The sequence below is a fragment of the Pseudomonas serbica genome, from assembly GCF_028823535.1.
Lineage (GTDB): Bacteria > Pseudomonadota > Gammaproteobacteria > Pseudomonadales > Pseudomonadaceae > Aquipseudomonas > Aquipseudomonas serbica.
In genome coordinates this window covers 69843-90954 of the sequence record NZ_JAQIYM010000012.1, presented here as the reverse complement: position 1 = coordinate 90954, position 21112 = coordinate 69843, and the positions used below count along the sequence as shown (strand labels likewise).

Annotated in this window: 15 protein-coding genes and 1 pseudogene; 7 read left to right on the top strand and 9 right to left on the bottom strand. The window is 61.7% G+C overall.

Translation table 11 applies throughout. The annotated features are described in order from the left end of the window. Position 1: 1 nt before the first annotated feature. The 7 genes from NQL71_RS20495 to NQL71_RS20465 all read right to left on the bottom strand — a co-directional run bounded on the left by NQL71_RS20495 (position 2) and on the right by NQL71_RS20465 (position 6821). Positions 2 to 994, bottom strand: a complete 993-nt coding sequence (locus NQL71_RS20495) for a vWA domain-containing protein (protein ID WP_046818101.1) — start codon at positions 992 to 994, stop codon at positions 2 to 4. Continuing rightward, entirely contained in the window at positions 981 to 1556 is a 576-nt protein-coding gene (locus NQL71_RS20490; RefSeq protein ID WP_274643172.1) for a DUF4381 domain-containing protein, read from the bottom strand. Before NQL71_RS20490 ends, NQL71_RS20495 begins: the two co-directional genes overlap by 14 nt. Continuing rightward, entirely contained in the window at positions 1553 to 2488 is a 936-nt protein-coding gene (locus tag NQL71_RS20485) for a DUF58 domain-containing protein (protein ID WP_046818103.1), read from the bottom strand. The genes NQL71_RS20490 and NQL71_RS20485 overlap by 4 nt, the downstream gene beginning before the upstream one ends. Next, the gene (locus NQL71_RS20480) at positions 2485 to 3465 is read right to left on the bottom strand and encodes an AAA family ATPase (protein WP_046818104.1); all 981 of its coding nucleotides are present in this window, start codon (positions 3463 to 3465) and stop codon (positions 2485 to 2487) included. The genes NQL71_RS20485 and NQL71_RS20480 overlap by 4 nt, the downstream gene beginning before the upstream one ends. An 8-nt stretch (positions 3466 to 3473) precedes the next feature. Next, on the bottom strand, positions 3474 to 4421 hold the full coding sequence (locus NQL71_RS20475; protein WP_046818105.1) for a SphA family protein: 948 nt from the start codon (positions 4419 to 4421) through the stop codon (positions 3474 to 3476). Positions 4422 to 4567: 146 nt separating this feature from the next. Beyond that, positions 4568 to 6019 (bottom strand): DUF1254 domain-containing protein, encoded by a 1452-nt coding sequence (locus NQL71_RS20470; protein WP_274643171.1) that lies wholly within the window; start codon positions 6017 to 6019, stop codon positions 4568 to 4570. A 10-nt stretch (positions 6020 to 6029) separates the two neighbouring features. Then, positions 6030 to 6821, bottom strand: a complete 792-nt coding sequence (locus NQL71_RS20465; protein ID WP_046818107.1) for a hypothetical protein — start codon at positions 6819 to 6821, stop codon at positions 6030 to 6032. Positions 6822 to 7175: 354 nt separating this feature from the next. On the opposite strand from NQL71_RS20465, the gene NQL71_RS20460 reads away from it, so the two are divergent. Further along, the gene (locus NQL71_RS20460; RefSeq protein WP_274643219.1) at positions 7176 to 7475 is read left to right on the top strand and encodes a hypothetical protein; all 300 of its coding nucleotides are present in this window, start codon (positions 7176 to 7178) and stop codon (positions 7473 to 7475) included. 245 nt (positions 7476 to 7720) lie between these two features. On the opposite strand, the pseudogene NQL71_RS36990 reads toward NQL71_RS20460, so the two are convergent. Beyond that, a pseudogene (locus NQL71_RS36990) lies at positions 7721 to 8215 on the bottom strand (RHS repeat-associated core domain-containing protein); the annotation flags it as partial. A 185-nt stretch (positions 8216 to 8400) separates the two neighbouring features. Then, a complete protein-coding gene (locus tag NQL71_RS20445) occupies positions 8401 to 8826 on the bottom strand; it encodes a YciI family protein (RefSeq protein ID WP_274643170.1) in 426 nt (141 codons plus the stop codon). Positions 8827 to 9047: 221 nt separating this feature from the next. Between NQL71_RS20445 and tpx the strand changes: the two genes are divergently transcribed. The 6 genes from tpx (at position 9048) to NQL71_RS20415 (ending at position 21095) form a co-directional block, all read left to right on the top strand. Further along, entirely contained in the window at positions 9048 to 9548 is a 501-nt protein-coding gene (tpx, locus tag NQL71_RS20440; RefSeq protein ID WP_046032182.1) for a thiol peroxidase, read from the top strand. Between the two features lie 177 nt (positions 9549 to 9725). Further along, positions 9726 to 11042, top strand: coding sequence for an MdtA/MuxA family multidrug efflux RND transporter periplasmic adaptor subunit (locus tag NQL71_RS20435; RefSeq protein WP_046818109.1), 1317 nt, complete (start codon positions 9726 to 9728; stop codon positions 11040 to 11042). Continuing rightward, positions 11039 to 14143 carry an MdtB/MuxB family multidrug efflux RND transporter permease subunit gene (locus NQL71_RS20430; protein WP_077183759.1) on the top strand — a complete coding sequence of 1035 codons (3105 nt, stop codon included), beginning with the start codon at positions 11039 to 11041 and terminating at the stop codon, positions 14141 to 14143. The genes NQL71_RS20435 and NQL71_RS20430 overlap by 4 nt, the downstream gene beginning before the upstream one ends. Then, positions 14140 to 17247, top strand: a complete 3108-nt coding sequence (locus NQL71_RS20425; RefSeq protein ID WP_274643169.1) for an efflux RND transporter permease subunit — start codon at positions 14140 to 14142, stop codon at positions 17245 to 17247. Before NQL71_RS20430 ends, NQL71_RS20425 begins: the two co-directional genes overlap by 4 nt. Beyond that, positions 17244 to 18725 carry an efflux transporter outer membrane subunit gene (locus NQL71_RS20420; RefSeq protein ID WP_046818112.1) on the top strand — a complete coding sequence of 494 codons (1482 nt, stop codon included), beginning with the start codon at positions 17244 to 17246 and terminating at the stop codon, positions 18723 to 18725. The genes NQL71_RS20425 and NQL71_RS20420 overlap by 4 nt, the downstream gene beginning before the upstream one ends. 288 nt (positions 18726 to 19013) lie before the next feature. Next, entirely contained in the window at positions 19014 to 21095 is a 2082-nt protein-coding gene (locus NQL71_RS20415; protein WP_274643168.1) for a putative bifunctional diguanylate cyclase/phosphodiesterase, read from the top strand. The last annotated feature ends 17 nt before the right edge of the window (positions 21096 to 21112 follow it).

The following is a 21112-nucleotide window of genomic DNA, read 5'->3' as shown; positions in this document are numbered from 1 at the left end:
TTCAGGCCTCCTGCCGCTGACGTGCGATGGACAGGCGTGGACGCAGCAGGGCGAACAGGTGATAGAGCGCGAGCAGGGCGATCGCCACCCCGAGTGGCCACCAGAACAGATCGCGTTTGGGTTGATGGCTGAGGGTTTTCACCTGATGCGGGGTGAGCTGGTCGAGGGTGCTGTAGACCTGGTCCAGGGCGTTGCGGTCTTCGGCACGGAAGAACTTGCCACCGGTGGTCGTGGCGATCTGCTGCAAGCCCTGCAAGTTGACCTTGGCTTCACCGGAAGCCGTGGGGTCGCCGATGCCGATGGTGTGGATCACCACGCCTTTGGCCGCGGCCATCTCTGCGGCGTGATCCGGGGTGATGGCGCTGCTGGTGTCATTGCCGTCTGTAAGCAAAATCAGGACTTTTTCCTGTTCATGGGCCTGGTCGAGCAGTTTCAGGCTCAGGCCGATGGCATCGCCGATCGCCGTGTTGGGGCCGGCCATGCCAATACCGGTGTCGTCCAGCAACAGCGACAGGCTGGCGTGATCGAGAGTCAATGGCGCCTGCGGGTAGGCGCCGCTGCCGAACACGATCAAGCCCAGGCGATCCTCTTTGCGTTTGTCGATAAAGCCATGCACCACGTCCTTGACCGCTGCCAGGCGATTGATCTGCTGGCCGTTGGCGTCGGTGAAATCGGTGGTTTCCATGGACTGGGAAATGTCGATGGCCAGCATCAGGTCGCGTACCGGTTGCTGGCGCTCGATGGGTTTTTCCACGTACACCGGCCGTGACGCGGCCAGCAGCAACAGCGCCCACACCAACAGGTTGAGCAGCATTTGCCAGTGATTGGTGCGCGTGCCGGCCTGGCTCGGCGCCTGGCCGACCGCGCGGCTCATGGCGGCGAAAAACGGCACCCGCACCGCGCTGCGCGCCTCTCGATAATCGGGCAGGTAGCGATAACCCAGCCACGGCAAGGGCAGCAGCACCAATAGCCAGGGGTAATCAAGCTGCCACATGATGATGCTCCACCCAGTGTTTGCAGGTGTTGAACAGTTGCTGGCGCTGCTCGTTGGGCATGGCGCGCAATACGGCATCGGGTGCGTAGGCCAGTTGGGCCAGCTGTTGGCTGAAGTCGGCGGGCAAGGCGGCTTTACTGTGCCGTTGCAGGAAGGCCTGCCAATCCCCACTCCCAAGCGCACCGGGACCCTGCAGGAGCTGGCTTGCCAGCGATGAGGCCCTTGAGTCGTGTGGTGTTCTGGCGGCCGCCTTCGCTGGCAAGCCAGCTCCTACAAGGGTTTTGTTCGGCATGGAGATGGCGGTGCGCTTGAGCAATTCTGGAAGCTCGCGCAGCGCATTCAGATCATCACTGCGCTTTTGCAACTGCGCCAAGCGCACCAGCGCCTCACGCCGATAGCGATCCCGCCGCCATTGCCAGTAACGCCTCGCGCTCAACAGCACAATTGCAACCACAAACACTGCCAACAACACCCACCAACCCCAGGTCTGCGGCGCGTAGCTGACCGGCGCGGGCAGGGCGATCTCCTTGAGTTGCTCGATGCTCGGGATATCAGGGCTCATCGCCGGGCTCCCGCGCGCTTGCCCAGCTCGGCGCGCAGTTGCTCATGCGCTTCGGTGGCGGTGCTGAACATCATCAACGGCACCTGGCTGCGCCGCAGCAGGGTGGCCACGTCCTTGAGCCGACCGCTGAGGAAATCACCCAACGGCTGGTGCACTTGACGACGCTCCACTGCCAGTTCCACCTGCATCTGGCCCTGGGTGATCAGCAGGCGGCCATTCCTGGGCAGGTTCAGCGCCAGCGGATCGTAGACCTGCATGGCGATCACATCGTTATGCGTCGCCAGCTGGCGCATCAGCTGCAAGGTGCGCTCGCCCGCGCCGGCAAAGTCGCTGACGATGCAGATCAGATGATCATGCCCGGCCAGCGCCAGGCACTGCTGCAGGACCTTGTCCAGCTGGTCTTCGCCCTCGGCGTCGGCGTTGGCCGCATTGAGTTCCTGGTTCTGTTGGGCGATGCGGCTGCACAGCGCTTCGATGCGCTTGCGGCTGCGCAGGGGCGCGATGCTGTCGATTCGCTGGTCGTTGAACACCAGCCCGCCGACCCGATCCCCCGCGTTGAACACCATCCATGCCGCCAGGGCGCCGAGTTCAGCGGCGAGCGCGGATTTGAAGCTGCGTTGCGAGCCGAAAAACATCGACATGCGCAGGTCTACGACAATCAACGCCGGACGGTCGCGCTCTTCGGTAAAGGTGCGCACCACCGGTTTGCCGGTGCGCAGCGAGGCGCGCCAGTCGAGGTGACGCAAGTCGTCCCCCGGTTGATAGCGGCGCAATTCATCGAAATTCAGCCCACGGCCACGCAAGCGCGACGCATGGTTGCCGGCGAGAATGCTGCCTTGGGGTTGGCGGGCAGCAAAACTCAGGTCGCGCGCCTTGAACTCCAGCGCCATCAATTGCGCCAGAGAGACGTAGACCAGCCCATCAATGTTCATGCGGGAATCGCAACTTTGTCGAGCAAGCGGTCGAGCACCTGATCGGCCGTCACGCCGTCGGCCACAGCGTCGTAGCTCAGTTGCAGGCGATGGCGCAGCACCGGGTGCACCACGGCGCGCACGTTGTCCGGTGAGACGAAGTCCTGGCCCTGCAGCCAGGCGTCGGCGCGGGCGCAGCGATCCAGGCCGATGCCGCCGCGCGGGCTGGCGCCGATGTTGATCCAGCGCCCGAGGTCGGCGTCGTAATCGGCCGGGTGGCGGGTGGCATTGATGATGTCGATCAGGTAGCGGTCGATGGCGGGGGATACATGCACCGCACTGACTTCCCGGCGGGCGGCGAAGATCACCTCCTGGGACAGCTCGAAGCCTTGCACCGGCGCAGTCCTCGCACCCAACGCCACTTCTTCCTCGCGCAACAGGCGCAGCACCTGGCCCTCGTTTTGCGCGCTCGGGTAATCCAGCAGCACCTTCATCAGGAAGCGGTCCATCTGCGCCTCGGGCAGCGGGTAGGTGCCTTCCTGTTCGATCGGGTTCTGCGTCGCCACCACGATGAACAGTTCCGGCAGCGCATGGCTGTTGCCGGCCACGGTGATCTGCCGTTCTTCCATGGCTTCGAGCAGCGCTGCCTGGACCTTGGCCGGGGCGCGGTTGATTTCGTCGGCCAGGATCAGGTTGCCGAACAACGGTCCCGGCTGGAAGCGGATCTCGTTCTTGCCCTCGACCTGGTGCAGCACCTCGGCGCCGGTAATGTCCGACGGCAGCAGGTCCGGGGTGAACTGGATGCGACTCATCTTCGCGTCCAGGTGCTTGGCCAGCGCCTTCACCGTCCGGGTCTTGGCCAGCCCCGGCAGGCTTTCCAGCAACAGGTGCCCATTGGCCAGCAGGCCGACGAGAATCTGCCGGATCACCTGGTCCTGGCCGAGCACCGCTTCGGCGATGCTCGCTTGCAGGGCGTTGAGGTCGTTGAGTGCGCTCATGTTGGCTCCTAGAAAAATGCCAGGGTCATGTTGGCGGCGATGCCGTTGCCTTCAGGCCGGTTCTTGGTGTCGAACTCCGGCACCCAGCGCAGGCTGAAGTTGGCCTGGGCATCGGCGAACTTGCCGGTCCAGCCAATCGCCGGGCCGGCACCGACCGAACGCCCGCGAAAGCCGCTGCTGGCGCCCGACCCGGAGTCATCGTTGATCTGCTGGATGTAACCCGCCGCCATGCCGGCCGCCCAGCCGTTGCCGAAACCGTGGGTCCACAGCAAATCGAAGGTGAAGAGGTCGCCGTTCTGGTAGTCCGTGTCGTCGTTCTCGGTATAGAACTCCAGCCCGCTGGAAAGCGTGAACTCGCCACCCTTGCCGTCGAGATGGGTGAAGGCCACGGTGGGCATGAAGGTGTAGGTGTTCTGCCCGGCGTTGGCCAGGCGATTGACGTTGTAGGCGCCGGTGGGCACGTAGATCGGCAGCGAGAACGAGATGTGGTTGACCTCGTCGAAGTGATAACCGGCGGCGATCGGCGTCACCAGCATGTCGGCGAACTGGGTGGCCTTATCCTCGGTGCCCAGGGTGCGGCCACGGGGGCCGGTGATGCTCGCGGTGACGTCGGTGTACTGCACCGGCACGCCGATGGCCGAGGCGTAGTTCCAGCGCCCCTTGCCGGTATCCCAGACATGGGTGAAGTTGGCCATGGTGTAGGACACCTTCATGTCCAGATCGGAACTGATCGCACCACCTATCGGTATCTGAGAGTTGCCCTTGAGGTCACCGTCGTACCAGATGCTGGTCAGGGACATCACCCAACCCGGTTCCGGTGGCACGATCCCGGCGTTGGAAAACACTTGTTGCCCGGTGATCGGCCGGCCAACGCCACCCTCGGCTGCCAGTAACAGCGGACAACTGCCGACCAGGCACAGCGCCAACAACGGGCGCACTACGTAAGGCTTGATCATGACTTGCTCCGCTTATTGATTGTGTGGGTTAACAGGGGTCATCAACGGCATCTGCCATTGGCCGTGGTGGCTTGCGGTTTTGGCAGATACAAGGGCGGATAACAGAATGCGGTTATTCATGACTCTTCCTTATTGAACACTCGGCGTCATTCCACGGCCGTGATGTCGTCGAGTTTCCAGCTCTTGTCGAAATAGGCCAGGGTCGGGGCATACAGGCGGAAATAGCTGAACCAGTGTTTGCCCGGCAGGGTCTGCACCCAGTTGCTTTCGAAACCTTCTGGCGCGGTGGGGCCGAAGTACAGGTCCACTGAGCCATCGGCGTTCTTTTTCAGGTCCTGGCGCGATGACAGGTCGGCCTTGCGCTGCGGGTTGTCGATCAGGCAGCGGCTGTCGATGTCATAAACCGTCATCGACCAGAACTGCTTGGCCGGCGGATTGGCGTCGACGTGCAGGCGATAGCTCTTGGCGCCGTCGAGCCAGTTGCCCTTGGCGTCGGTATAGGCGCCGAGGTAGGTCTGGCCCAGCCCCGGGGTTTTCGACACCATGCCTTTGGTGTTGGTGACCGCCTCGTAGAACCAGGCGCTGCGCTCCCACAGTTGGTCGTAGTAAGCGACGCGCTGGGACGGATCGCTGATGTTCAACACCGTGTCCCACTGCCGGTCCGGCCAGTATCGGGCGCCGGGAAAGCGTTTGGCGAAGGTGTTGGCCTTGGCGATCAGTTCGCCGATTTGTGCACCCTGTTCCAGGGCCTTGCGCTGGGCATCGGTCGGGTTGAACGGTTTGTGCTTTTCGATGCCCAGGCTGGCGAGCATGGCCATGTAGAAGCGATCCCGCTCGTTGACCGGTTCTTTCTGGATGACCTGGTGCAAGCGTTCCCAGTACGCCATGCCCCTTGGCTGGGTGCCGGACCAGGCTTTGCCGCCGGGGGAGAGCAGTTTGGTCTGGCCGGGCTCGCTACGTTTGGCGTAGGGGTACATCCGGAATTGCTCGACCAGCGCCTTGCCCTTGGCGGGGTCGGGGTCGAGCACGCGAAAACCCACCAGCACATTCATGGTGTGCGACTTGGCCAGGTAATACTTGCCCGCATCGGCCGGTGGCTCGGTGCCCGGGGGCAGCACCAGGTATTTGCCGCCCTTGCCTTCGTCCGGGCCGGTCTGGCCCATGTCGATGATTGCCCGTTGCCAGAAATCGCCAATACCGCCTGCGGTGGGGCCAGGGGGTAACTCGATCACCAGCGGGCCGGTTTCATTGAGATCGACAAAACCCAGGATGTAGGGCGTGGTGGCGTTGGCGGTGATGACCCCGAGCTTGTCCTCGTAACTGTCGAGCACCATCAGGTCACCGCTGCGGGCGCCCAGTTTGTCGCGGAACTCTTCCTGCCATTGCGCGTAGGACACCAGCGGCAAGGCCCACAGGTAACTCTGGGTGGCCTGCTGGAAATCCAGTTCGGCGTAGAGTTTGGCGATGGCGTCATGGGCCGGCAAATCACCCTCCATGGCGATCTTGCCGATCCGGCTGTCCAGTTCCTGGGCACCGACCCCGCAACTGACGAACATCGTCATCAGGCTGAAACCGGCTGCGCGAAGGGCAACGTGCATTGGGGATTCCTTATTGACCGAACGTGGCGTTGAGGCCGACGAACAAGGTGAATTGCGGCATGCCATCGCCTTTTTTCTCGACGGTCCATTGCGGTTCAACAAAGGCGTTGACGATATTAGGCCCGTCTTTCCACACTTTGCCGCCACCCAAACCGAGTGGGATGTAGTGGGTGTCGTTCTTCAGGTCGTAGGTCCAGATGCCGGTGGAGCGCAGGTACCAGCCTTTTTCCAGGTTATGGATGATGAAGGGCTGCATCGTTGCGCTTTCGACATTGGGCCGGTCGTGGTCGCCAGCGAACGAGCTCTGGTACTGAACCAGGGCGCCCAACAGGCCGCGGGGTGAAGCGTCGATCGCCACCGCGGCCAGGCCGCCTTGCCATTTGCCGGTGCCGAGTTCGTCCTGGTCGGCGGTGGGGGCGGTGATCATCGGCCCGATACCCAACTGCACGCCTTCGGTCTTCACCAGGAAAATATCGAACAGGTTCAGGTCGCCTTCGCCGGTGCTGTAGCCACTGTTCGGGTCCGGGTGGGTACTGATCGGCGCCGTGGCGCGTATCAGTTGCGGCACAGCGATGTAATCGTTGGGCGCAATCGGCAGCGTGCCGCGTATCAGCAGGTCATTGGTATGGATATTGGAGTCGTAGTACCTGGGGGTGTAGTAATCCTGAGCGCTCATGCCTGGCGCGAAGTTCAGTGGATTGTTGCTTTTATTGGCGGTGTCCGCGTTCTCCGCCTGGACGCAAACAACAGGCGCAAGCAAGGTCGCCAAAAAAAAGGCGTAGGTCCCCATTTTGTTCAGCATGATTCCCCGATTCCTTGGTGGCTCATTTGGATAACTCGGCACTTGGCGGCCGTTACTACGTAAGCTCTTTCCTATCAGCCTGTAGGACATGTCTGTAGACGCTAGCAGCTAACCACTAAATCGCTAGTCGAAAGGGTTAATTCCTTGGTTTTGTCTACGCGTTCGCAATAATTTTGTGTACCAAAAAGTTAATGCGAATCAGGGGGTTGGCTATGTGACGGGCGCTAAAATGACAGTCACCGGCCAGGCATTCGCACAGGCGCCAGTGAGGCATCTTGATACGAGGCAGCAGGGTTTCGTCATTATTCGCGCCTGATCCGGGATATTTGAGTGGATGAGTCCAGGCGAGATGAAATGTTTCCATCGGTGTCCAGAGTTAAGATCCTGTCTTCAAAATGCACCCGAGCTGATCCTGAAGGGGGTGGGGGAACTGTTCTTAGTGCCTCGTCGGGTATCAAACCAACATTGATGCGTCTGCCAGAGCCAGACCAGTCCGAATCTGATGAAATCGAGCCTCGCCTTGAGCCTGATGATGTCGTCGTAGTAGAGCTATTCGATCCGAATGAGTTGACCGAACTGTTCGATCCGAACGAGCCAGGCGGAAGATGGGAAACGGTCGACACTGATGAACGGGTTGCACTGGAGGACGAATAGATTGACTCCAGTGAGCCGTTCAATCTGGATCGATGCTGATTGCTCAATCCTCCTGAGGCGGGCCAGTAGGTGAACGGTTGCACCGTGACGGGAGCCCGTTGAGTGGCTGTAAGACTCGTCGCAGGCGATACGGGAGTTGGGGTTGCCTGCTGCAGGTGATTAACTGAGCTTCCTGATCCCTGTGCGAGTCGTCTCCAGCGTACAAATACGGTAAGGATATTGAATGGGGAAATATGTCCTGTTGGATCATTTCGGTTAATCGGGTCACCTAAGCAGTATGCATGGGAATTAATCCCCCCATTCCCAAAAGGACTCCAGCTGTCCGGACTGTTGAAACGCATCAACACTGTATTGAATATCCGATAGCCGATCCCCAAAAAATAATGACCAGTCACCGGATCTCGTCGTTCGCCGTTGAACCCCAACAAACTGAGCAATCCGTTGCTTATAGAGTGATGCCCGTAGGGTGAGTAGGAGATGGTTCGATGCTGAGTCGGATTGATGGCGATCAGTACCGAGCGCTGCTGATCGGTCGCCAGCAAGCTGGTTTTTACCGCATTGCCATCGTGTTGCTGCTGCGCCAGGTGTCGTTCTTCGTGCTGGAAAATCGAGTACGTCAGCGTTCCCTGTATCTCAGTGGCCAGCAGATTCTTGCAGTAAAAATGCCGGGATTCGGCATCGCTTAGCGGCAATGTCCCGACAAGCCGGTCAAGAGGATCGTATGAGTATCGGCAGAGCATGATGTTGCGCATTGCAAGCGCTCCCGAAGCCGTTAGGGAAGGGCTTGAGCTTCATCTTCGGCGACTCGGTTGTCCACTAGCAGAACTGATAGGTTGTTCCTTAGGGGAATTCTCTGAAATCGTGTTGTTTGTGGCAAGGGAACGTGCGCCCTCGCCACACTGGTTTTGAGTTACCAGTTAAAATTTCAGCTCTTGTTCCCTTGCCCGAACGCGCGCTCTTCCTGCTCGCGCAACTCCGGTGTCAACTCCGCGCCGAAATCATCCAGTTCGAACACCTGGCGGATCTCGATCTCGGCTTCGGTGCCCGGCATCGGGTTGGGGCAGCGCTTGACCCACTCGATGGCTTCTTCTTTCGACTTGACTTGCCACAGCCAGAAACCGGCGATCAGCTCCTTGGTTTCAGCGAAGGGGCCGTCGATGACCGTGCGTTTATCGCCGGAAAAGCGCACACGGGCGCCTTTGCTGCTCGGTTGCAGGCCTTCGCCGGCGAGAAGGATGCCGGCCTTGGCCAGCTCCTCGTTGTAGTTGCCCATGGCAGTCAGCAGTTCGGTGCTGGGCATGATGCCGGCTTCGGAGTCCTGGCTGGCCTTGATGATGATCATGAAACGCATGGTGTTGTCTCCGTTGGATTTGGGTTGTTCACTTATAGTCGAACGATCGCCGGCCGAATCGACAACGGTGTCGCAACAAATTCCTGTGGCCAAGGGTTGTATGCAATCCTGTGGGTCGACACATGACAATTTATGTTTGGCCATAGGTCGTCGGACAATTTCGTGGTTAACTTCTGCCTCTTCAAAATTCTCCACCACCAACGTTCAGAAGGACTCCGTTCATGGCTCAAGTCACTCTTAAAGGCAACCCGGTTCAAGTCAACGGCCAACTGCCTCAAGCCGGTTCCAAGGCGCCAGCCTTTTCCCTGGTTGCCGGCAATCTGTCTGACGTCACCCTGAAAGACTTTGCCGGCAAGCGCAAAGTGCTGAACATCTTCCCAAGCGTCGACACCCCGACCTGCGCCACTTCGGTGCGCAAGTTCAACGCCCAGGCCAACGATGTCGCCAACACCGTGGTGCTGTGCATCTCCGCTGACCTGCCATTCGCCCAGGCTCGCTTCTGCGGCGCCGAAGGCCTGGAAAACGTACAGAACCTGTCGACCCTGCGCGGTGCCGAGTTCATCGAGAACTACGGCGTGGCCATCGCCGACGGCCCGCTCAAAGGCCTGACCGCCCGTGCCGTGGTGGTACTGGACGAGAACGACAACGTGCTGCACAGCGAGCTGGTCAAGGAAATCGCTGAAGAACCGAACTACGAAGCGGCCCTTGCCGTTCTGAAATAAGTCAGGTTTTACAATTGTTAACGGCCTGGCCCTGTCCAGGCCGTTTTCATTTGTGTTTCAGTATCTTGGATATCTCTCCTGTTACGTAAGCCGAAGGTAAATTGCCGGTAAAGGCGCTTTGCTTATCACCCACCAGTGCTTATCGTTCAGCCTCATGTAAAACAAGCCCACGCCCCAATGGTTGATCACTCAATGCAATCCTCCGTTTCCCGTAGTCCCCGTCGCTGGCTGTTTGGCCTGCTGGTCCTGTTGGTCATCGCCGTCCTGTGCTGGAAATTCTGGCCGGGCAGCGCTGTGCCGAAAGAGGGCGCAGGGCAAAAAGCCGTGTCCGGGCACACCGGCAGGTCAGGCGGGATGCGCCCGGGGTTCGGCGGTGCTGCAGGGCCGGTGCCGGTGCGTGTGGCGCCGGCGGTCACCGGTGACTTCCCGCTGTATTACAAGGCCCTGGGCACGGTGACGGCGCTGAACACCATCAACGTGCGCAGCCGCGTCGGCGGTGAGCTGGTCAAGATCCATTTCGAGGAAGGGCAGATGGTCAAGGCTGGCGACCTGCTGGCAGAAATCGACCCGCGTCCTTACCAGAACGCCTTGCTCCAGGCAGAGGGCACCTTGCTGCAGAACCAGGCGCAGTTGAAGAACGCCCAGGTGGATGTCGAGCGTTATACCGGCCTGTACCGCGAGGACAGCATCGCCAAGCAGACCCTGGACACCGCCGTGGCGCTGGTCGGTCAGTACCAGGGCACGGTCAAGACCAACCAGGCGGCGGTCAACGACGCCAAGCTCAATCTCGAATTCACCCGGATCCGCGCACCGATCGCCGGTCGCGTCGGCCTGCGCCAGCTGGACGTCGGCAACCTGGTGGCGGCCAACGACACCACCGCGCTGGCAATCATCACCCAGACCCAGCCCATCAGCGTGGCCTTCACCTTGCCGGAAAACAGCCTCGACGTGGTGCTGGCGCGCTATCGCAGCGGTGCCAAGCTGCCGGCCGAGGCCTGGGATCGCGGCGACACCAAGTTGCAGGCCACCGGCGTGCTGCAGAGCCTGGACAACCAGATCGACGTCACCACCGGCACCCTGAAATTCAAGGCGCGCTACGAGAACCGCGACCAGTCGCTGTTCCCCAACCAGTTCGTCAATGTGCGCCTGCTGGCGGACACCCTCAAGGGCGTGGTACTTGCGCCATCCGCGGCGATCCAGTTCGGCACCAACGGCACCTTCGTCTATGCCCTGGACGGCGACAAGAAGGTCAAGATCCGTCAATTGAAAATCGGCGCCAGCGACGGCGAGAACACCGTGGTCACTGAAGGCCTGTCTGCGGGTGAAAGGGTGGTGCTGGAGGGCACCGATCGCCTCAAGGACGGCAGCGAGGTGGAAGTGGTCAACGACCCGCAGCAAGTGCCGACCAACCCGGCCGGCCACCTGCAGGGCAAATCGGCGGCCACCACGACTGAACCGGCACCTGCCGACAAGGCGAAAAAGGGCGGCGCATGAATCTCTCGCGGCTGTTCATCCTTCGCCCGGTAGCGACCACCCTGAGCATGCTGGCCATTATCCTGGCCGGCGTGATCGCCTATCGCCTGTTGCCGGTGTCGGCCTTGCCCCAGGTCGATTACCCGACCATTCGCGTCATGACCCTGTACCCCGGCGCGAGCCCGGATGTCATGACCAGCGCCGTGACCGCACCGCTCGAGCGCCAGTTCGGGCAGATGCCCGGCCTGACCCAGATGGCGTCCACCAGCTCCGGCGGCGCCTCGGTGCTGACCCTGCGGTTCAGCCTCGACATCAACATGGATGTCGCCGAGCAACAGGTGCAGGCGGCGATCAACGCCGCGACCAACCTGTTGCCCAAGGATTTGCCGGCACCGCCGGTGTACAACAAGGTCAACCCGGCCGATACCCCGGTACTGACCCTGGCCATCACCTCCAAGACCATGCTGTTGCCCAAGCTCAATGACCTGGTCGACACCCGCATGGCGCAGAAGATCGCCCAGATCAGCGGCGTCGGCATGGTCAGCATTGCCGGTGGCCAGCGCCAGGCGGTGCGGATCAAGGTCAACCCTGAGGCCCTGGCGGCCAACGGCCTGAACCTGTCGGACGTGCGCACCCTGATCGGCGCCTCCAACGTCAACCAGCCCAAGGGCAACTTCGACGGCCCGACCCGGGTGTCGATGCTCGATGCCAACGATCAACTGACCTCGCCCAAGGACTACGCCAACCTGATCCTGGCCTACGCCAATGGCGCGCCGTTGCGGCTCAAGGACGTGGCGGAAATCGTCGACGGCGCGGAAAACGAACGCCTGGCGGCCTGGGCCAATGAAAACCAGGCGGTGCTGCTGAACATCCAGCGCCAGCCCGGGGCCAACGTGATTGAAGTGGTGGACCGGATCAAGGCCTTGCTGCCGAGCATCACCGACAACCTGCCGGCCGGCCTCGATGTCACCGTGCTGACCGACCGCACCCAGACCATTCGCGCCTCGGTCACCGACGTTCAACACGAATTGCTGATCGCCATCGCCCTGGTGGTGATGGTCACCTTCCTGTTCCTGCGCCGGGCCAGTGCGACGATCATTCCGTCGGTGGCCGTGCCGCTGTCGCTGATCGGCACCTTCGGCGTGATGTACCTGGCCGGTTTCTCGGTCAACAACCTGACCCTGATGGCCCTGACCATTGCCACTGGTTTCGTGGTGGACGATGCGATCGTGATGCTGGAGAACATTTCCCGGTTCATCGAAGAGGGCGACAGCCCATTGAATGCAGCGCTCAAGGGCGCCAAGCAGATCGGCTTCACCCTGATTTCCCTGACCCTGTCGCTGATCGCCGTGCTGATCCCGCTGCTGTTCATGGCCGATGTGGTGGGGCGGCTGTTCCGCGAATTCGCCATCACCCTGGCGGTGGCAATCCTGATTTCCCTGGTGGTGTCCCTGACCCTGACACCGATGATGTGCGCGCGGTTGCTCAAACGCGAACCCAAGGAAGAAGAGCAGGGCCGTTTCTACCGCGCCAGTGGCGCAACCATTGATTGGATGATCGCGGCTTACGGGCGAAAGTTAAAGTGGGTTCTCAAGCATCAACCCCTGACCCTGATGGTGGCCATCGGCACGCTGGCGCTGACGGTGTTCCTGTACATGGTGGTGCCCAAGGGCTTTTTCCCGGTGCAGGACACCGGGGTGATCCAGGGCATTTCCGAAGCGCCGCAGTCGATTTCCTTCGCTTTGATGAGCGAGCGCCAGCAGGAACTGGCCAAGGTGATCCTGGCGGATCCGGCAGTCGAGAGCCTGTCGTCCTACATCGGTGTCGACGGCGACAACTCGACGCTCAATAGCGGTCGGTTGCTGATCAACCTCAAGTCCCACAGCAACCGCGACCTGAGCGCCACTGAGGTGATCGCGCGCTTGCAACCGGAGCTGGACAAACTGGTAGGCATTCGACTGTACATGCAACCGGTGCAGGACCTGACCATCGAAGACCGGGTCAGTCGCACGCAGTATCAGTTCAGCATGTCGTCGCCGGATGCCGAACTGCTCAGTCTGTGGAGCGGGCGCCTGGTCGAGGCCCTGGCCCAACGGCCGGAGCTGACCGACGTCGCCAGCGACTTGCAGGACAAAGGCTTGCAGGTCTACCTGGTGATCGACCGCGACGCCGCGTCGCGGGTCGGGGTGTCGGTGTCGAACATCACCGATGCCCTGTACGACGCCTTCGGTCAGCGGCAGATTTCCACGATCTACACCCAGGCCAGCCAATACCGCGTGGTGTTGCAATCGCAGTCCGGGGAGAAGATCGGCCCGCAGGCGCTGGAGCAGATCCACGTCAAGACCACCGATGGCGGGCAGGTGCGCCTGTCCAGCCTGGCGCACATCGAAGAGCGCCAGGCGCAACTGGCGATCACCCACATCGGCCAGTTCCCGGCGGTGATGATGTCGTTCAACCTGGCCCCCGGCGTGGCGCTGGGGCATGCGGTGGAGATCATCGAGCAGGTACAGCAGGACATCGGCATGCCGATTGGCGTGCAGACCCAGTTCCAGGGCGCGGCCGAAGCCTTCCAGGCGTCGCTGTCGAGCACCTTGCTGCTGATCCTCGCGGCGGTGGTGACCATGTACATCGTGCTGGGCGTGCTCTACGAGAGCTACATCCATCCCATCACCATTCTTTCGACCCTGCCCTCGGCGGCGGTCGGCGCCTTGCTGGCGTTGATCCTCAGCGGCAATGACCTGGGCATGATCGCGATCATCGGCATCATCCTGCTGATCGGTATCGTCAAGAAGAACGCGATCATGATGATCGACTTCGCCCTCGACGCCGAACGCAACCAGGGCATGGACCCGGAGACGGCGATCTATCAGGCGGCGCTGCTGCGTTTCCGGCCGATCCTGATGACCACCCTGGCGGCCCTGTTTGGTGCGGTACCGTTGATGTTGGCCACCGGTTCCGGCGCGGAATTGCGTCAACCGTTGGGTCTGGTGATGGTCGGCGGCTTGCTCTTGAGCCAGGTCCTGACCCTGTTCACCACGCCGGTGATCTACCTGTATTTCGACCGTCTCGGTCGGCGCTGGGGTCGCAAGCCTGAAGCCGTGGAAGCGGTAGAGCAGCCATGAACCTCTCCGGTCCTTTCATCAAACGCCCGGTGGCAACCATGTTGCTCAGCCTGGCGATCATGCTGTTGGGCGGGGTAAGTTTCGGCCTGCTGCCGGTCTCACCGTTGCCGCAGATGGACTTCCCGGTGATCGTGGTCCAGGCCAGCCTGCCTGGCGCCAGCCCCGAGGTCATGGCCTCAACCGTGGCCACGCCGCTGGAACGTTCCTTCGGCGCCATCGCCGGGGTCAACACCATGAGCAGCCGTTCCAGCCAGGGCTCGACCCGGGTCATCCTGCAATTCGACCTGGACCGCGACATCAACGGTGCGGCGCGGGAAGTGCAGGCGGCGATCAACGCCTCGCGCAACCTGCTGCCCAGCGGCATGCGCAGCATGCCGACCTACAAGAAGGTCAACCCGTCCCAGGCGCCGATCATGGTGCTGTCGCTGACCTCGGACGTGCTGGAAAAAGGCCAGCTCTATGACCTGGCGTCGACCATCCTGTCCCAGAGCCTGTCGCAAGTGCAGGGCGTCGGCGAAGTGCAGATCGGCGGCAGCTCCCTGCCGGCGGTGCGCATCGAACTCGAACCCCAGGCGCTGAACCAGTACGGTGTAGCCCTGGACGATGTGCGCAACACCATCGCCAACGCCAACGTGCGCCGACCCAAGGGCTCGGTGGAGGATGACCAGCGGCTGTGGCAGGTGCAGGCCAACGACCAGCTGGAAAAGGCCAAGGACTACGAGTCGCTGATCATCCACTACGCGGACGGCGCAGCCCTGCGCCTGAAGGACGTGGCCAAGGTCAGCGACGGTGTCGAGGACCGCTACAACAGCGGCTTCTTCAATAACGATTCGGCGGTGCTGCTGGTGATCAACCGCCAGGCCGGTGCCAACATTATCGAGACCGTCAACGAGATCAAGGCCCAGTTACCGGCGTTGCAGGCCGTACTGCCGGCCAGCGTCAAGCTGAACCTGGCCATGGACCGCTCGCCGGTGATCAAGGCCACGCTGCACGAAGCGGAAATGACCTTGCTGATCGCCGTGGCCCTGGTGATCCTGGTGGTGTTCCTGTTTCTCGGCAGCTTCCGCGCCTCGCTGATCCCGACGCTGGCGGTCCCGGTATCGCTGGTCGGCACGTTTGCCGTGATGTACCTCTACGGTTTCTCACTGAATAACCTGTCGCTGATGGCGTTGATCCTGGCCACCGGGCTGGTGGTAGACGATGCCATCGTGGTGCTGGAGAACATCTCCCGGCACATCGACGCGGGTGTGCGGCCGATGAAGGCGGCGTACCTCGGCGCCCAGGAAGTCGGCTTCACCTTGCTGTCGATGAACGTGTCGCTGGTGGCGGTGTTCCTGTCGATCCTGTTCATGGGCGGGATCATCGAGAGCCTGTTCCGCGAATTCTCCATCACCCTGGCGGCAGCGATCGTGGTGTCGCTGGTGGTCTCGCTGACACTGACGCCCATGCTCTGCGCGCGCTGGCTCAAGCCGCACACGCCGGGCCAGGAGAACCGCCTGCAGCGCTGGAGCCAGCGGGCCAACGACTGGATGGTCGGCAAATACGCTACCAGCCTCGATTGGGTGTTGCGTCACCGGCGCCTGACTTTGCTTAGTCTGTTTTTGACAATCGGCGTTAACATTGCGCTGTATATCGTTGTTCCTAAAACATTTTTACCGCAGCAAGACACCGGCCAACTGATCGGTTTCGTGCGTGGTGACGATGGCCTGTCGTTCAGCGTAATGCAGCCGAAAATGGAGACCTTCCGCCGCGCCGTGCTCAAGGACGACGCGGTGGAAAGCGTCGCCGGGTTCATCGGTGGCACCAACGGCACCAACAACGCCTTCATGCTGGTGCGCCTGAAACCGATCAAGGAACGCAGTATTTCCGCGCAAAAGGTCATCGAGCGCCTGCGCAAGGAAATGCCCAAGGTCGCCGGCGCGCAACTGATGCTGATGGCCGACCAGGACCTGCAGTTTGGCGGTGGTCGCGAACAGACCTCGTCGCAGTATTCCTACATCCTGCAAAGCGGTGACCTGGGCGCGTTGCGCGAGTGGTACCCGAAAGTGGTGACCGCACTCAAGGCGCTGCCGGAACTGACAGCGATCGATGCCCGCGAAGGCCGAGGCGCCCAGCAGGTGACGCTGATCGTCGACCGCGACCAGGCCAAGCGCCTGGGCGTGGACATGGACATGGTCACGGCGGTGCTCAACAACGCCTACAGCCAGCGGCAGATCTCGACCATCTACGACAGCCTCAACCAGTATCAGGTGGTGATGGAGGTCAATCCGAAGTATGCCCAGGACCCGATCACGCTCAAGCAGGTGCAGGTGATCACGGCGGACGGCGCGCGGATTCCGCTGTCGACCATCGCCCATTACGAGAACAGCCTGGCCGACGATCGGGTCAGCCATGAAGGCCAGTTCGCCTCGGAAAACATCGCCTTCGACATGGCCGAAGGCGTGACCGTGGAGCAGGGCAGTGCCGCCATCGAGCGGGCGATTGCCGCGGTGGGCCTTCCGGAGGACGTCATCGCGAAAATGGCCGGCACCACCGATGCCTTTGCCGCGACCCAGAAGAGCCAGCCGTGGATGATCCTCGGCGCGCTGGTGGCGGTGTACCTGGTGCTGGGCGTGCTCTATGAGAGCTACATTCATCCGCTGACCATTCTCTCGACCTTGCCTTCGGCGGGTGTCGGCGCGCTGCTGTCGATCTATGCCCTGGGCGGCGAGTTCAGCCTGATTTCGTTGCTCGGCCTGTTCCTGCTGATCGGTGTGGTGAAGAAAAACGCCATCCTGATGATCGACCTGGCATTGCAGCTTGAGCGCCATCAGGGCATGGCACCGCTGGAGTCGATTCGCAATGCCTGCCTGCAACGTTTGCGGCCGATCCTGATGACCACCCTGGCTGCGATCCTCGGCGCGTTGCCGCTGTTGTTGAGCCGCGCGGAAGGGGCGGAAATGCGCCAGCCGCTGGGCCTGACCATTATCGGCGGGTTGATCTTCAGCCAGGTGCTGACCCTCTACACCACCCCGGTGGTTTACCTCTATCTCGACAAACTGCGCCATCGCTTCAACCACTGGCGTGGGGTGCGTACCGATGCTGCCCTGGAAACTCCGCTATGACTGACCGTTCGCTGTTTAACCTGGCTGCACCGCTGATCACTGCCCGCGGCTCGCGCTTGCTGAGCCTGACGCTGTGCGTGGCGATGCTTAGCGCCTGCGCCGTGGGACCGGATTACCAGCGCCCGCAAACCGCGGAACCGGCGCAGTACAAGGAAGCGGCCGGCTGGCGCCAGGCCAATCCGAGTGATTCCCTGGCCCGGGGTGCGTGGTGGGAGCTGTACGGCGATCAGCAACTCAATGGCTTGATCGAAAAACTCAACAGCGCCAACCAGACCGTTGCCCAGTCCGAAGCCCAGTACCGCCAGGCCCAGGCCTTGGTACGCAGCGCCCGGGGCGCGTTTTTTCCGACGGTGGACCTGACCTTGGGGAAAAACCGTTCCAGCCAGGGCACCGGCAGCAGCAGTTCCAGCCTGACCAGTTCGTCCAGCGGTATTCGCGACACCTACACGGCCCAGGCCGGGGTCAGTTGGGAAGCCGATGTCTGGGGCAAATTGCGCCGCGGTCTTGAGGCCGACACCGCCAATGCCCAGGCGAGTTTCGCCGACCTGGCGGCAATGCGCCTGAGCCAGCAGTCGGAGCTGGTGCAGAACTACCTGCAACTGCGGGTGATGGACGAGCAGAAGCGCTTGCTTCAAGCAACCGTCGCGGCCTACCAGCGCTCACTGAAAATGACCGAAAACCAGTACCGTGCCGGGGTCTCCGGCAAGGACGCGGTGGCTCAGGCGCAGACGCAACTCAAGGGCACCGAGGCGGACATGGTCGACCTGATCTGGCAACGTGCCCAGCTGGAAAACGCCATCGCCGTGCTGATCGGCTTGCCACCGGCCCAATTCAGTTTGGCGGAAACCCAAACCATCCCCGCCCTGCCAGCGGTGCCACTGAGCTTGCCTTCACAACTGCTGGAGCGCCGCCCAGACATTGCCTCGGCCGAGCGCTCGGTGATTGCCGCCAACGCCAACATCGGCGTGGCCAAGGCCGCTTATTACCCGGACCTGACCCTGAGCTTGAACGGCGGCTACAGCAGCAGCACGTCGAAAGACCTGTTCAGCCTGCCGAATCGTTTCTGGTCGGTCGGCCCACAACTGGCCATGACCTTGTTCGACGGTGGACAGCGTTCTGCGGAAGTGGATCGCAGTGAGGCGGCTTACGACGAAACCGTGGCCAAGTACCGGCAGACCGTCCTCGACGGCTTCCGCGAGGTGGAGAACTATCTGGTCCAGCTCAAGGTGCTGCAGGACGAAGCCGTGGTACGCCAGCAGGCGCTGGACGCAGCACGTGAATCGCTGCGCCTGACCGAGAACCAGTACAAGGCGGGGGTGATCGCCTATCTGGATGTGGTGGTGGTCCAGGCCGCGGCCTTGAACAATGAACGCAGCACCCTGGACCTGCTGCAGAACCGCCTGATCGCCAGTGTGCAGTTGATTGCGGCGCTGGGGGGTGGATGGGATGGGCAGCTTGAGGTGAGTGATACCCCCTGATCGCCGACCCATCTCCCACGGCCGTACCCGATCCCTGTATGAGCTGGCTTGCCAGCGAAGGCGTTTGAAAGACTGGCGCAAGGTTCGAGGACGCCTTCTCCGGCAAGCCAGCTCCTACAGGGGCACGCGTGCGGACGGAGTTAATGTAAAACCTTAAAACAAGCGTTTCATCGGGCTGCTGGCCTTTTGCTCATTTTCTGAGTGTCGTTCTCATTTGGAATCAGTACAATCGCCGCATTTACACCTCCGAGAACGGAAGCAGTACGGGGGTGATTACGAGACACTTCCATGCTCATCGGTAGTTATTCCCCAACGCTGGTCATCATTTCGCTCTGTGTGGCAATCCTCGCCTCATACACCGCACTGGACCTGACCGGGCGCATTGCCACGGCCAAGGGCCGGGCTGTGCATTGGTGGACGGCGGGCGGGGCGTTTGCCATGGGCGTCGGTGTGTGGTCGATGCATTTCATCGGCATGCTCGCCTTCAAGTTGCCCATCGACCTGGGGTACGACCTCTCCATCACCATGCTGTCGCTGCTGATCGGCATCCTGTCCTGCGGCTTCGCCCTGTGGCTGGTGAGTCAGGCGCAGCTACCGATATGGCAGCTGGGGTTCGGTGCGCTGATCATGGGGGCCGGGATCAGTGCCATGCATTACACGGGCATGGCGGCCATGCGCATGCAGCCTGGCATCGATTACGACCCTGCGCTGTTCAGCGCGTCATTGTGCATAGCGGTTGGTGCCTCGGGCGCTGCACTCTGGATTGCCTTCCGCCTGCGCCAGCACACGCCTCATGTGCGCCTGATCCGTGGTGGCGCGGCGGTGATCATGGGCATTGCCATCGTCGGCATGCACTACACCGGCATGGCCGCCGCGCAGTTCCCCGCCGGCAGCTTTTGCGGCGCAACCGTCAATGGCCTGCAAGGCAACGGCCTCGACAACCTGGTCCTGATCACCACCCTGGCGGTATTGAGCATTGCCTTGCTGACCTCGATCCTCGATGCGCGCCTTGAAGCCCGGACCGCCAACCTTGCGCAGTCGCTGACCGAAGCCAATCGCGAACTGACCCAACTGGCCCTGCACGACACGCTGACCGGCCTGCCCAATCGGGTGTTGCTGGCCGACCGCATCGATCAGGGGATGTCCAGGGTCGACAACGAGGGGGGATGCCTGGCGTTGATGTTCATCGATCTTGATGGCTTCAAGCCGGTCAATGACGCTTTCGGCCACCATATGGGCGACCAGTTGCTGCGTGAAGTCAGCCTGCGCCTGCGTGAAGATCTACGTGGCCAGGACACCCTGGCGCGCATCGGCGGCGATGAGTTCGTGCTGCTGGTGCAATTGAGCGAGCCGGACGACGCGATGAACCTCGCGGCCCGCCAGGTCAGCCTGATCGGTCGCGCCTTCCGGGTGGCCGAACATGACTTGCAGATCTCCGCCAGCGTCGGCATCGCCCTGTACCCGGGCAATGGTCAGACCGCTCACGAACTGTTGATGAACGCCGACGCGGCGATGTATCACGCCAAGGGGACGGGCAAGAACGGCTACAGCTTCTTCGATGCCTCGATGAACAACAACGCGCGCAAGCAGCTGCAATTGCTGCAAGACCTGCGCAATGCCGTGGAGCAGAAAGAGTTCAGCCTGCACTACCAGCCAAAATTCGATGCCAACAATGGCCTTCCTGTCGGCGCCGAAGCGTTGTTGCGCTGGCAGCATCCGACCCAGGGCATGCTGCTGCCGGACAAATTCATCGAGCTGGCGGAGAAGACCGGGCTGATCATTCCCATCGGCGAATGGGTCCTCAACGAAGCCTGCCGCCAGATGCGCGAATGGTATGTGCTCGGTTACACCGACTGGCGCATCGCGGTGAACCTCTCGGCCTTGCAGTTCTGCCATGCAGGCCTGGTGCAGAGCGTCGCCAAGGCGCTGGCCACGCACCATTTGCCGGCCAACAGCCTGACCCTGGAAATCACTGAAACCACGGCCATGAGCGATGCCGATGCGAGCATGACGGTACTGCAGGAGCTGTCGGACATGGGCGTCGACCTGTCCATTGACGACTTTGGCACCGGCTACTCGAGCTTGATGTACCTCAAGCGCCTGCCGGCCAACGAGCTGAAAATCGACCGCGGTTTTGTCCGCGACCTGGAACGTGACAGCGATGACGCCGCCATCGTTTCGGCCATCGTCGCCCTCGGTCAGGCACTGGGCTTGCGGATCGTCGCCGAAGGTGTGGAAACGGGCTCGCAGCAGGACTTCCTGACTCAGCTCGGTTGCGACTCTTTGCAAGGCTATCTACTGGGGCACCCGTTGCCGGCCGAACGCTTCATGAAGGAAATCCACCGTTCCGAGCAATTGGCCCTGGCTTGATCTGCCGGGATCCATTA

Coding starts and splice junctions, on each gene's coding strand:
- NQL71_RS20415 (WP_274643168.1), top strand. CDS start 19,014: ATGCTCATCGGTAGTTATTCCCCAACGCTGGTCATCATTTCGCTCTGT.
- NQL71_RS20425 (WP_274643169.1), top strand. CDS start 14,140: ATGAACCTCTCCGGTCCTTTCATCAAACGCCCGGTGGCAACCATGTTG.
- NQL71_RS20485 (WP_046818103.1), bottom strand. CDS start 2,488: ATGAACATTGATGGGCTGGTCTACGTCTCTCTGGCGCAATTGATGGCG.
- NQL71_RS20470 (WP_274643171.1), bottom strand. CDS start 6,019: ATGCACGTTGCCCTTCGCGCAGCCGGTTTCAGCCTGATGACGATGTTC.
- tpx (WP_046032182.1), top strand. CDS start 9,048: ATGGCTCAAGTCACTCTTAAAGGCAACCCGGTTCAAGTCAACGGCCAA.
- NQL71_RS20460 (WP_274643219.1), top strand. CDS start 7,176: ATGTTTCCATCGGTGTCCAGAGTTAAGATCCTGTCTTCAAAATGCACC.
- NQL71_RS20445 (WP_274643170.1), bottom strand. CDS start 8,826: ATGCGTTTCATGATCATCATCAAGGCCAGCCAGGACTCCGAAGCCGGC.
- NQL71_RS20475 (WP_046818105.1), bottom strand. CDS start 4,421: ATGATCAAGCCTTACGTAGTGCGCCCGTTGTTGGCGCTGTGCCTGGTC.
- NQL71_RS20480 (WP_046818104.1), bottom strand. CDS start 3,465: ATGAGCGCACTCAACGACCTCAACGCCCTGCAAGCGAGCATCGCCGAA.
- NQL71_RS20435 (WP_046818109.1), top strand. CDS start 9,726: ATGGTTGATCACTCAATGCAATCCTCCGTTTCCCGTAGTCCCCGTCGC.
- NQL71_RS20430 (WP_077183759.1), top strand. CDS start 11,039: ATGAATCTCTCGCGGCTGTTCATCCTTCGCCCGGTAGCGACCACCCTG.
- NQL71_RS20495 (WP_046818101.1), bottom strand. CDS start 994: ATGTGGCAGCTTGATTACCCCTGGCTATTGGTGCTGCTGCCCTTGCCG.
- NQL71_RS20490 (WP_274643172.1), bottom strand. CDS start 1,556: ATGAGCCCTGATATCCCGAGCATCGAGCAACTCAAGGAGATCGCCCTG.
- NQL71_RS20420 (WP_046818112.1), top strand. CDS start 17,244: ATGACTGACCGTTCGCTGTTTAACCTGGCTGCACCGCTGATCACTGCC.
- NQL71_RS20465 (WP_046818107.1), bottom strand. CDS start 6,821: ATGCTGAACAAAATGGGGACCTACGCCTTTTTTTTGGCGACCTTGCTT.